11 protein-coding genes are annotated in these 12402 nt (G+C 45.6%); 9 read left to right on the forward strand and 2 right to left on the reverse strand.

The window, feature by feature from the left end; all coding sequences use genetic code 11:
* Nucleotides 1-64 precede the first annotated feature (64 nt).
* From CPIN_RS33955 to CPIN_RS33970, 4 genes are all read left to right on the forward strand, one after another.
* Nucleotides 65-1387 carry an ABC transporter substrate-binding protein gene (locus tag CPIN_RS33955; RefSeq protein WP_012794419.1) on the forward strand — a complete coding sequence of 441 codons (1323 nt, stop codon included), beginning with the start codon at nt 65-67 and terminating at the stop codon, nt 1385-1387.
* 239 nt (nt 1388-1626) lie between these two features.
* Nucleotides 1627-2649, forward strand: a complete 1023-nt coding sequence (locus CPIN_RS33960; protein ID WP_012794420.1) for a ligase-associated DNA damage response exonuclease — start codon at nt 1627-1629, stop codon at nt 2647-2649.
* 9 nt (nt 2650-2658) lie between these two features.
* The gene (locus tag CPIN_RS33965) at nt 2659-4251 is read left to right on the forward strand and encodes an ATP-dependent DNA ligase (protein WP_012794421.1); all 1593 of its coding nucleotides are present in this window, start codon (nt 2659-2661) and stop codon (nt 4249-4251) included.
* An 81-nt stretch (nt 4252-4332) separates the two neighbouring features.
* A complete protein-coding gene (locus CPIN_RS33970; RefSeq protein WP_012794422.1) occupies nt 4333-4836 on the forward strand; it encodes an Lrp/AsnC family transcriptional regulator in 504 nt (167 codons plus the stop codon).
* Here CPIN_RS33970 and CPIN_RS33975 read toward each other — a convergent pair.
* On the reverse strand, nt 4833-5426 hold the full coding sequence (locus tag CPIN_RS33975; RefSeq protein WP_012794423.1) for a hypothetical protein: 594 nt from the start codon (nt 5424-5426) through the stop codon (nt 4833-4835). The two genes, CPIN_RS33970 and CPIN_RS33975, sit on opposite strands and share 4 nt — an antisense overlap.
* Before the next feature lie 72 nt (nt 5427-5498).
* Here CPIN_RS33975 and CPIN_RS33980 point away from each other — a divergent pair, with 72 nt between their 5' ends.
* Both CPIN_RS33980 and CPIN_RS33985 read left to right on the forward strand, forming a co-directional pair.
* On the forward strand, nt 5499-6545 hold the full coding sequence (locus CPIN_RS33980; protein ID WP_012794424.1) for a S66 peptidase family protein: 1047 nt from the start codon (nt 5499-5501) through the stop codon (nt 6543-6545).
* Nucleotides 6546-6605: 60 nt separating this feature from the next.
* Entirely contained in the window at nt 6606-7322 is a 717-nt protein-coding gene (locus CPIN_RS33985; RefSeq protein ID WP_012794425.1) for a hypothetical protein, read from the forward strand.
* A 242-nt stretch (nt 7323-7564) separates the two neighbouring features.
* Here the strand turns inward: CPIN_RS33985 and CPIN_RS33990 are convergent, their stop codons facing one another.
* Nucleotides 7565-7750, reverse strand: coding sequence for a hypothetical protein (locus CPIN_RS33990; RefSeq protein WP_044220356.1), 186 nt, complete (start codon nt 7748-7750; stop codon nt 7565-7567).
* A 500-nt stretch (nt 7751-8250) separates the two neighbouring features.
* Between CPIN_RS33990 and CPIN_RS33995 the strand changes: the two genes are divergently transcribed.
* Genes CPIN_RS33995 through CPIN_RS34005 form a run of 3 tightly spaced genes read left to right on the forward strand, consistent with a single transcriptional unit; the run spans nt 8251 to nt 12292 of the window.
* Nucleotides 8251-10713: a ligase-associated DNA damage response DEXH box helicase gene (locus CPIN_RS33995; protein ID WP_012794428.1), complete on the forward strand. Its 2463-nt coding sequence runs from the start codon at nt 8251-8253 to the stop codon at nt 10711-10713.
* 32 nt (nt 10714-10745) lie between these two features.
* The gene (gene pdeM, locus CPIN_RS34000) at nt 10746-11393 is read left to right on the forward strand and encodes a ligase-associated DNA damage response endonuclease PdeM (protein WP_012794429.1); all 648 of its coding nucleotides are present in this window, start codon (nt 10746-10748) and stop codon (nt 11391-11393) included.
* A complete protein-coding gene (locus tag CPIN_RS34005) occupies nt 11393-12292 on the forward strand; it encodes a histone deacetylase family protein (RefSeq protein ID WP_012794430.1) in 900 nt (299 codons plus the stop codon). Before pdeM ends, CPIN_RS34005 begins: the two co-directional genes overlap by 1 nt.
* The last annotated feature ends 110 nt before the right edge of the window (nt 12293-12402 follow it).

Here is a 12402-nt window from a genome sequence, read left to right on the forward strand (position 1 = left end):
AAGCCGCAGCATTAAGCGTTTCTTATGCTGTATACAGGAACGATTTTTGTAATTAATGATCGCTATGAGTAAATCCAAAATATGCAGTCTGACAGTCACTGCCTGTGCACTGACCGTCCTGCTGTCTGCCTGTTCGCTATTCAAGAGCAGCACCAGCAGCCCTACTGCGCCGCCAACAACTGTCACAAAGCCTAAAGAAGAAGAGAAGAAAAAGGAAGAGAAAAAGAAGGAAGAAAAAGCAGCGCCATTTAATGTACCTGCCTTCGCCCGCGAAGTAAAGAAAGATGTGTATAACGTTGCACTCTTCGCCCCTCTCTATCTTGATTCTGTATTCACCAATGGTACCGAAATTCCCGGTCGTACACTGCCACGTTACGTGCTGTCTGGCCTCGATTTTTACGAAGGTGCACAGCTTGCGCTGGATAGCCTGCAACAGCAGGGGGTGAAACTCAACGTGTTCGTTTATGACAGCAAATCCAAGACAAATGATATCGGTGACCTGAAGAAAAACAAGGCATTCGATAATACAGATCTGATTATCGCTGCCGTAAGTGCTCCCGAAATCCAGGAACTCAGCAACATCGCGAAAGACAAACAAATCAACCTGGTATCTGCCACCTATCCGAATGACGGCGGTATCTCTGAAAACCCGTTCCTGCTGATCACCAACAGCATGCTCAGAACACACGGAGAAGCCCTGCACCGTTATCTGCAGGAGGCATTCGCCAATAAGAATATCCTGCTGTTCCATAAGAATAGCGCTTTCGAAAAACGCCTTGCGGCCGACTTCAAAGCAGACTATGACAAAATGCAGAACGGTAAAAAATCACGTATCCGGGAAGTGGTATGGAGTGATGCAATGACTGACGGCGAACTGTCACAGTTCCTGCTCACCGATCGCCCTAACCTTTGCGTGGTAACTGCACTGGATGAAACCAATGCAAAAGCTATCCTTCGCAAACTGAGCGTACAGACAGCCACCTACCCTATCCAGGTATATGGTATGCCTACCTGGGATGTGATGAAGTTCAAAGAACCTGAACTGAAGGATATGCAGATCTATTACACCTCTCCGTATTTCAACGATAAAACGGATGCCTACAGCCGCTATATCACAGATTACTTCAAACGCGTCTACAAATCCCGCCCCTCCGATATGGCCTTCAAAGGATTTGAACTGACCTGGTACTTTGTGAAGCAGCTGACCGATAAAGGTGTGTACTTCAACGGAAGCATCAACGATCCTTCCAAAAAAGTGTTCAATAACTTAAACTATCAGCCGGTATACCTGAAAGAAGGTGCTACCTCTCCTGATTACTTTGAGAACAAGAACATCAATATCATTCAGAAGAATGACAGTGCAGACGTGAGGATGAATTTTAATTAGGAATTAGGAATTAGGAATTAAGAATTAAGAATTGGTTAGCCTACCTGCTAATAAGCATCGGCTATAAAAACACATTCTTCTTCGATATTATATTAAATACAATTAAAAGGGGCGTTTCTTACAGGAACGCCCCTTTTAATTTTTAAAGTCCTATCACTCAAATTCTTAATTCTTAATTCTTAATTCCTAATTCCTAATTCTTATTGCCTTCCTTGCACGAAAATTGCTCCTTCCTTCAAATGGTACTCCAATTCACCGACAAAGGCATTTACTGTCCGGCAGGCGACTTCTACATCGACCCCTGGCAGCCCGTGGAAAGGGCCGTTATCACCCATGCACACTCCGACCATGCCCGTTATGGCAGCAAACATTATCTCTGTCAGCACGACAGCGTTTACCTGTTGCAGCTCAGACTTGGCCAGGATATCAGCGTACAGGGAGTCGCCTTCGGCGAAGTCGTACGGTATAATGGGGTCAGTATTTCCCTGCATCCCGCCGGACATATCATCGGCTCAGCACAGGTAAGGGTACAACAGGGCAATGAAGTATGGGTATTCAGCGGGGATTATAAAGTGGAAAATGATGGTATCTCCGGGCAATTTGAACCCGTGCCCTGCAATACGTTTATTACAGAATGCACCTTTGGTCTGCCGATATACAACTGGCAACCACAGGCCGTTATTTTCAGCAATATCCGGCAGTGGGTACAGGACAACCAGGCAGCGGGCAAAAACAGCGTCATACTGGGGTATAGTCTTGGGAAAGCGCAACGCCTGTTATACCATCTGCGTGACGTAACAGAACAGATCTGGGCGCATGGCGCGATTTACATCCCCCATCAGTTACTACGGGAGAAAGGCTGGGATTTACCGGAGATACATCGGATCACCCCGGAAACGCCGACAGCTGCCTATAAAAATAACCTGATTATAGGACCACCATCTGCGGCTGACACCTCCTGGATGCGGCGATTTAATCCATATGCACTGGGCGTATGCAGCGGATGGATGCAGGTACGCGGAAATATGCGCCGGCGGAATGCAGACGCCGGATTTGCCCTCTCCGATCATGCCGACTGGACGGGTCTTTTACAGGCAGTCAGAGCCACAGGGGCAGAGAAAGTGTATACCACCCATGGTTTCAGCAGCGCCTTCGCCCGCTATCTGACTGAAAACGGGATTCCCGCACAGGAAGTAAAGACAGAATATGGCGATACTGACGAAGAACTCAATATACCGGAAACCACTCCCAATGAGCAATAAAGCCTGGTTATGAAAGAATTTGCCACACTCATCAGAATATTGAGCAACAGCACCAAGACGAATGAGAAACTGGATGCCCTCAGTAAGTACATGGCGACTGCCGATGCTGCCGACCGGCTGTGGGTACTGGCGCTCTTTACAGGTCGCCGGCCGAAACGTACCGTGAATGCAACACAACTCAGTACCTGGTGCTTACAGATGACCGGTTTACCCGCCTGGCTCTATGAAGAGTGTTATCATACTGTCGGGGATCTGGCAGAAACCATCGCACTGCTGCTGCCTCCCGGTAAAAGCATTTCCGTGCATCCCCTGCATTACTGGATCGATCAACTGATACAGCTGGAAAAAGCCGATGAAACGACCAAACAAACCTTCATCCTCAAAGCCTGGGAAGAACTGGATACCAGCGAACGCTTTGTATTCAATAAACTGATTACAGGGGGCTTCCGTATCGGTGTATCACAGAAGATGATGGTCAATGCCCTGGCAGATACGTATGATATTCCGGCGGCGACCATCTCACATATGATCAGCGGTAACTGGGATCCACAGAAAACCACTATAGAGGCATTATTAAGCGAAAATATTACCGAAGCCGATGCTTCCAAACCTTTTCCGTTTTACCTCGCCTATGCCCTTGAAACTGGCCCTGCTGAACTGGGTACGCCGGAACAATGGCAGGCGGAATGGAAATGGGATGGTATCCGCGGACAGATCATCAAGCGTAATGGACAGCTGTTTGTATGGTCACGCGGAGAAGAACTGATAACGGAGAAGTTCCCTGAATATCAGCCACTCCTGGAACTATTACCTGAAGGTACAGTGCTGGACGGAGAGATCCTGACTTTCGCAGATGGCTTTCCCTTACCTTTTCAAACCCTGCAGACACGTATCGGCAGGAAGAACGTTACCAAGAAACAATTACAGGAAGCGCCCGTCGCCTTCCTGAGTTATGACCTGCTGGAATGGGAAGGACAGGATATCCGGACTACCGCCCTCCAGGAACGCCGGGTACTGCTGGAACAACTGGTGGAAAAGATCAATCATCCTACCCTTCGCCTCTCTCCTGCCATTACCTTTCATGACTGGGAAGAACTGGCGGCATTCCGCTTACAGGCCAGAGAAAAAGGGAGCGAAGGACTGATGCTGAAGAAACTGGATTCTGCCTACCAGGTGGGTCGTAAGAGAGGCGACTGGTGGAAATGGAAAATAGATCCGCTGACAATAGACGCTGTCATGATATATGCCCAGAAAGGACACGGCCGGCGGTCGAACTTATACACAGATTATACTTTTGCCGTCCGGGACGGGGAACAGCTGGTGTCGTTTACAAAGGCTTATTCCGGCTTGACGGACAAAGAGATCAACGAAGTGGATAACTGGGTAAAACGGAATTCTATTGAGAAGTTTGGTCCGGTGAGGACCGTGAAACCGGAGCTGGTATTTGAAATCGGTTTTGAGGGCATCGCAGCTTCCAACAGGCATAAATCAGGCGTAGCCCTACGTTTTCCCCGGATATTACGCTGGCGGAAGGATAAACCGGTAACAGAGATCAACACACTCACTGATTTACAGCAACTACTGCAAATGCACAAACAATAAGAAAAAGGCAGGGATTATTGAATCAAATTAGTATATTGTACTTAATATTGCATTCTAATTGGAACATTATTCTATACTGATATGAACAACCTGGGCAATAACAAAAAAGATAGTGCCACCGACAACATTGCACTGGATGAAAAGGACATAGCAATTCTGCAATTGCTGGAGGAAGATGCAAAAATGACTATCCGTGACCTGGCAGCAAAGCTGAACCTGAGTGCCACCCCTGTCTATGAACGCATTCGTAAAATGGAACAGGCTGGCGTAATCAGGCAATATGCCGCTATCGTTGACCCCAGCAAGATCGATAAAGCCCTTACCGTACTATGTTATATTTCCCTTAAAGAGCATGGTAAAAAGGCAGGTTCAAAATTCATCAAGGAGATCACTTCTTTCCCGGAAGTAATGGAGTGTCTGAATATCTCCGGTCAGTTCGATTTCATGCTCAAAGTGCAGGTAAAAGACATGCTCGCCTACCATGAGTTTAATGTCAACAAGCTAGGCGAGCTGGATAATATCCGTCATATGGAGAGTGTGTTTGTAATGTCAGTCATCAAAGCAACACACAGAGTGGTATATTAATTTTGCAATTGTCTGAGGCCTTCATACCCGGGGAAGAGGATATAAGCATTCACATTTTCTCCCCTGGGATGTACCGTAATGGCAGAACAGGTTTCTTTTTTGCCTTTCTCTGTCGTCATTTCAAAAGCGATTCCGGAATTACGGACATCATATACAGTGATCTTCTTTCCTCTTACCCTGTCTTCATACTGTGCCACTACTTTTATAGCAGGGAATAATTTTTTGATCTCGATATAAGAGCTCCCAACCTTTAATCCTTTTGACGTTTTAAAGGAGGCAGTGTTCACGCGTACCTGTTTTACGATCATTGGTCCCATACCGTCCACTTCCTGTCTTACAGAGTAAACAGCCAGGAATCTGGAGGAGTCTATACTATCATCTTTTTTGCGACTGTACCAGAAGCTCCAGGCTTTCCCCATAGCAGCATCTCCGCCATCAGCATTGCCTAGCTCTTTGGACATCTCTTCTACTTTTTCACCCAGTTTTGTATTCCCGATATATTCACCGGGCTGGATCTTCCAGGCGTTCTGTGCAAAGGCCGGCGCCGTCATGAGCATACATGCCAGCGCAAGAAAGTAAAGGTGTTTCATAGTTCTTCTTTTACACAAAGAAAGACAAAAAACAGGCCACTTCCTTATTCAAATAATGCTTACTTTACTGGTATGAATCGCAAACACTTTCTGTCAGCGCTGGCCACTACTGCGGGCCTTACTACCTTCCCCGCGCTGACACGTTTACAACAGGCCGCTGCAGCGTTGCCACTACATGAAGAAAGACTGCTGATCCCTCCCTATCTGAAACCGGGTGACCTGATCGGTATTACCTGCCCCGCCGGACATATTACACTGGAAGAAATTAAACCAGCCATCCGTATTATGGAAAGCTGGGGATTTAAAATACGTGTAGGTAATACCGTTAATAGAGCTGACTTCAGTTTTGGTGGCACCGATAAGGAGCGCCAACAGGATATGCAGACCATGCTCGATGATCCATCCATAAAAGCGATCATGTGCGCACGGGGTGGTTATGGCAGCGCACGCATCGTAGACCAGCTTGACTTTTCTCACTTTATACAACAACCTAAATGGGTGATCGGCTTTAGCGACGTCACCGTATTGCATTGCCATATCAATCGCCTGTATGGCATTGCAACCTTACATTCTAAAATGTGCAACAGCTTTCCTGACGACTACAATAAAGCCGAACCCATTGTACAACAAACCATCTCTTCTATCAAAGATGCATTGATCGGGCAACAACTGCACTATACCACTTTCTCTGATTCCCGCAACAGAACAGGTAGCACCAAAGGCATACTGATAGGCGGCAACCTTTCCATGATCCAAAGCGTACTGGCAACTAACTCTGAACCCGATACTATCGGGAAAATACTATTCCTCGAAGAGGTAGGCGAATACCTCTACAGTCTTGACCGTATGCTTAACAGTCTGCAACGCGCGCATAAACTGGATAATCTCGCAGGACTGATCATCGGAGGTTTCAACCGTATCAAACCAGATGATCCGGGAGAGGAATTCGGACGCACCGTATATGATATCGTGATGGAGAAAGTCAAGGATACCACCTACCCCGTTTGCTTTGGATTTCCGGTAGGACACCAGAAAGATAATTATGCGCTGAAGTGTGGTATTATGCATCAGCTACAGGTGAGTAAAGAGGAAGTGCAGTTGCATGAACTCAGAGGATAAAGAAGAGGATACCCTGATCGTGCAACACAATTACACAAAATTTTATAAACAATAATACCTATGAGAAAGTTGTTAGCTCTTATCTGTTGTGCGTTGATATTATGCGCCTGCAAAAAAGATAAATCCGAACTAATCGTCTCCGGCACTTATGAAAGTTCAAACAAAATAGAATTAAGCACCGTAGTGTTGTACAGCAAGAATATGAAGATCACTGACACTGCTTTTATTAAAGCATTCATTGAACGACAGAATATGTCATTACCACTTTTTAATTTAACAGGAAGCACCGGTCAGTTAGACTATGGCATTAGCATTAATTACGTGAATGACGACAGTGTTACAGTCCGTTATTCCGGTAGCCGCAACTACCAGGCTACCAAAAAAGGCACACTGGTCAGCGTGAATGATGATATCGTACTGTTCAGAGAAAAAGATTCCAGTGCTATTCAAAATTATACAGGCGGCGAACTGGGATGTAACAATGTGCCACTGCTGGTAAGAAAGTATGCACCCACATCTTATTGCTACACGGTACCTTGTAGCAGTGGCTTTTGCACCATCTGTAAGACCGCACAACAATTCACATTAGAAAGAGTTGGGAATGATCTGACACTGCCGCTTATTTCCTATGTGTTTACAACAGCTGTTGACCGCAATGATTGTCAGGTCGCACAGTGGAATATACAGGATATATTTAATCCGGATGTACTGAATACGATACATACGCAGGATACACTGGTAGTGCAGACAGGTAGAGTGAGGTTTATAAAGAAATAACAATGTTGGCTAACATTAATGTAGATAAGACGGCTAAAGTTGGGTATTACGTTGATCCAATTGTTACAAACTATCTAACAAGATATTCCATCAATATGAAACTTGTCGTGAACGCTCTTGACCAAACTGAGGTTAGGAGCCTTCCGACCACTCAGAATTTCTGAAAACTGAGACTTAGATATTTCCAGTTCAATCGCAAGCTATACCTGATTAAAGTAAAGTCATGTAGTCCATGATATGAATCAGTATAGCTTAAAATCAGGCTTGATAGGCATAGGGTATTCTTTCATCTCCCATATTTCTGCTGCTTTGGACAACTCATTTAAATGACTATCCTCTTCTCCTGAAAGATTAGAAAGCCCCATTTGCAAATATGCCTCTATCGCAGTAATCGCCTCATAGTATTGTTGTTTGGTTTCTATTTTCATGTGCATATATTGAATAACAAAGTCACCCATTTTTTTTATTCTTTATTATTATGTTCGCTATACTGTGCATGAGTCGATAGTCTATCTTATATAGAAGTTCTACTTTTAAAAATGAATAATGCTGTAGAAGTTAATCATTATCACTCATGTTAAATACATATCTGTCGTTACCAGTAGCACACACAAATTGAATGTTTTTACCAATTCACTAAAACTACTCCTGTATACCTCTTTGTTTTTTTGTGCCGTCATTCAACAACAGAATAATCAGATGATAATATGCGTCAAATGCATTATCTCGTTCAATGCAATAATAATCATTGTTAATTACACTTAGCAAATTGATTGTTATTATGATTGACCTGCCGACAGTTACCCTTTACACCGTCACAAACATAGTAAACGTCGCTTATTGCAAATAAAAATAATTTACAAAAGAGCACTATTTACATAATTTGAAACCACAGTTTTTCTCCTTTTTTCATTAATTTCATCAACTGATGAAAAACAAAGCGCGCGGATGGCAGGTGATCATAGAATGGCTGGCTGCAAGAGACAGAAAGCCCTTTACATTCCAGGAAGAAGCCTGGAAACATTACATGCAGGGCAAATCAGGCCTTGTCAACGCCCCTACCGGTTACGGTAAAACCTTCTCACTTTTCCTGGGTGTTGTAATCGACTGGATCAATAAACATCCGGATGATTACCAAGAGAAAACAAAGAACGGTCTGCAAATGCTGTGGATCACTCCGCTACGTGCACTGGCAAAAGATATTGCCCGCGCCATGGAGGAAGTACTGCAGGAACTCAATATGCCCTGGCAGGTAGGCATCCGCAGTGGAGATACGCCCATATCTACCCGGCAGCAGCAAAAGAAGATGATGCCGGAGATCCTGCTTATTACACCGGAAAGTCTGCACCTCCTGATGGGGCAAAAAGAATATCCCAAGGTATTTACACACCTGACGACCGTCGTGGCGGATGAATGGCATGAATTGCTGGGCAGCAAACGCGGCGTTATGGTGGAACTGGGTCTCAGCAGACTCCGTGGACTGGCGAAAAAGGCAGGTCGTCCGCCACTGAAGGTATGGGGTATATCTGCAACGATTGGCAACCTGGATGAAGCGCTGGATGTACTGCTCGGTCAGCCGGATCCGGAAGCTGTCATTATACGCGCCAAACTGGATAAGAAGATCGAACTACAGAGCATCTTACCCGATGAAATTGAGAAATTCCCTTGGGCAGGTCACTTAGGCACCAAGCTGCTGTATAAAGCGCTGCCGGTGATCATGAACAGCAAAACGACACTTATATTCACCAATGTCCGTTCCCAGACGGAGATCTGGTACCAGGAAATTTTAAGGCAATGCCCCGAACTGGCAGGCGCTATTGCGATTCACCATGGTTCCATTGATATGGAACTACGTGTGTGGGTGGAAGAAGCGCTGCATACCGGCGTACTGAAAGCGGTGGTGTGTACCTCCAGCCTTGACCTGGGCGTAGACTTCCGTCCGGTAGATACCGTTATCCAGGTCGGCAGTCCGAAAGGAGTTGCCCGTTTCCTCCAACGCGCAGGCCGAAGCGGTCACCAGCCAGGAGCTACCAGTAAAATATGGTTCCTTCCCACCCACAGTCTTGAACTGGTAGAAGCCGCAGCACTGAAAGCTGCCATGGAAGAACAGCTGGTGGAAAGCCGTATACCCATCGTGCTTGCTTACGACGTATTGTTGCAATACCTGATGACATTAGGCATTTCTGATGGCTTCCATGCAACTGAAATATGGGAGGAAATTACCAACACCTTTTGCTTCCGCGATGTAACAGAAGATGAATGGGCCTGGATGCTGGCATTTCTAAGCACCGGCGGAGATGCACTTTACAGCTACGATGAATTCAAAAAGCTGGAAAGAGAAGGCGACTTTTTCATCTGTCGCAGCCGTATGCTGGCGATGCGCCACCGACTGCATATCGGTACGATTGTAAGCGACGCCATGCTGAAAGTAAAATTTATGAGCGGCGGTTTCATCGGCATGATAGAAGAATGGTTTGTTGCCCGTCTGCAGCCCGGAGATGCCTTCAGTCTGGGCGGACGCACACTGGAATTTGCCATGATCAAAGACATGACGGTACTGGTGCGTAAATCCAATGCCAAACGTGCCATTGTACCCAGCTGGATGGGAGGACGTTTACCCCTTTCTGCCAATCTGGGTAAAATGCTGCGCCGCACTTATAACGAAGCATTATCCGGCAAATCAGATATGCCGGAGATCAAAATATTACAGCCCTTATTCGACTTACAGGAACGGCTTTCTCACATACCCAAGGACAATGAACTGCTGATCGAAATGATCACTACCCGTGATGGTTATCACATGTTTGTCTATCCTTTTGAAGGGCGACTGGTACACGAAGTAATGGCGGCACTGCTGGCTTACCGTATCAGTAAACGGCAGCCGATCACTTTCTCCATGGCCATGAATGACTATGGTTTTGAATTGCTGTCAGATCAGCCGATTCCGGTAAGTGAAGGAGATGTACACGATCTTTTCTCTCTGGAAAATCTGACTATTGATCTACAGGCCAGTGTCAACTCAACAGAGATGGCCCGCAGGAAATTCAGGGATATAGCAGTTATCGCAGGACTGATCTTCCAGGGGTATCCCGGCAAACATAAAGCCAGCCGGCACCTGCAATCATCAGCCTCATTACTGTTCAATGTATTCAAGGATTATGATCCGCAGAACCTGTTGTTACGACAGGCATTCAATGAAGCCTTTTTCTATCAGATGGAAGAAGCCAGGTTACGGGAAAGCCTGGACCGTATTTACAACAGCAATATCATCATTACGGAACCTGAAAGCCTGACACCTTTCTGTTTCCCGATAAAAGTAGATAGTTTAAGGGAAAACCTGACCAGCGAAAAACTGGAGGACAGAATCAAAAAAATGCGTCCGCAGTTTTAGTTTAACAGGGATAATGTAGTTTTACCGAAGATATGGAGGATGTGATTTACAGGTACCAGGACCAGACCTGGCATTTATCGCCACACAGGGCTATTTTCTGGCAGGAAGAACAGGCGTTGATCGTATCAGATCTGCACCTGGGCAAAGGCACACATTTCAGGAAAGCAGGAATCGCCGTTCCTGCCAATATCGGGCAGAATGACCTGTACCGGCTGCAACTACTGATCACTGCTTACAATCCTTCACAGATCATCATTGTAGGCGATATGTTTCACAGTCGTGAGAACAATGACGTCGCTTATTTCAGACTCTGGCGACAACAGTTTGCCAATATCTCTTTCAAACTGGTAAAAGGTAATCACGATATATTACCTGATGCAATATACGCCACTTTGAATCTTGAAGTGTTTGATACACTCTGCATCCGCGACATACATTTCGTACATGAGCCCTGCGAAGAGGGAGATGCGCCAGGATACACCTTTTCCGGTCACCTGCACCCGAGTGTAGTAGTCGCCGGCGCTGGCAGACAACGACTACGTCTGCCCTGCTTCTACTTCGGAAAACATTGCAGCATATTGCCTGCTTTTGGCCGTTTTACGGGCCTCGCTACCTTAGAACCTGCACTGGATGAGGCAGTATTTGTTATTGCTGAAAACAGCGTCTTAAAAGTCAATTAATGCTGGTTGCCTACGATCCCATATTTGCACATCCGCTTCCTGAAGGACACCGCTTTCCGATGGTCAAGTATGAACTGATTCCCGCACAATTGTTACGGGAAGGTATTATCAGCGAACAGCAACTACATATACCAGCTCCGGCTGAGGAATCTACTATCCTGCTCACACACACCGCACATTACTGGCAACAATTACAACACCAGACATTATCTGATAAAGAACAAAGACGTATTGGTCTGCCGCAATCACCGGCATTGACCTTGAGAGAAATCGTGATCAGTCAGGGTACAATCGACTGTGCATTACATGCCATGGAACATGGTGTTGCCCTGAATGTAGCCGGTGGTACGCATCACGCATTTGCAGATCGTGGAGAAGGCTTCTGTTTGCTGAATGACTTTGCCATTGCCGCAAACTATCTGTTACATCAGCAACTGGTGAAAAAAGTATTGATCATTGATCTCGATGTACACCAGGGAAATGGCACTGCTGCCTTATTTGAAGGCAGACCGGAAGTCTATACTTTCAGTATGCATGGCGCACACAATTATCCATTTCACAAAGAAGTATCCGACTGGGATGTGCCCTTACCGGATGGTATGAACGATGTTGATTACCTGCGTACGCTCGGTGAATGTCTTCCCGTGTTGATCAATAAAGTAAAACCTGATATTGTATTTTATCTGTCGGGTGTGGATATCCTGCAAACCGACCGTTATGGCAAATTGCAGGTAACACATGAAGGTTGCCGTAAGCGGGATGAAATGGTCTTTCATACCTTAAAGCAGCATGGTATTCCTTGTACAGTAGCTATGGGCGGTGGATATTCCACACAGATCAGGGACATTGTAAATGCGCATTGTAATACATTCAGAACAGCAGCGGAAATCTGGGGATAATTTTGCTTTGCAACCATCATTTAATATCACATTCTCCGGTAAAATTGTTTGCACATGTATGCCTCATTTTCAGCGAATCATTTATCACCGGTATACACATATGTAAATAG

This window comes from Chitinophaga pinensis DSM 2588 (genome assembly GCF_000024005.1).
Lineage (GTDB): Bacteria > Bacteroidota > Bacteroidia > Chitinophagales > Chitinophagaceae > Chitinophaga > Chitinophaga pinensis.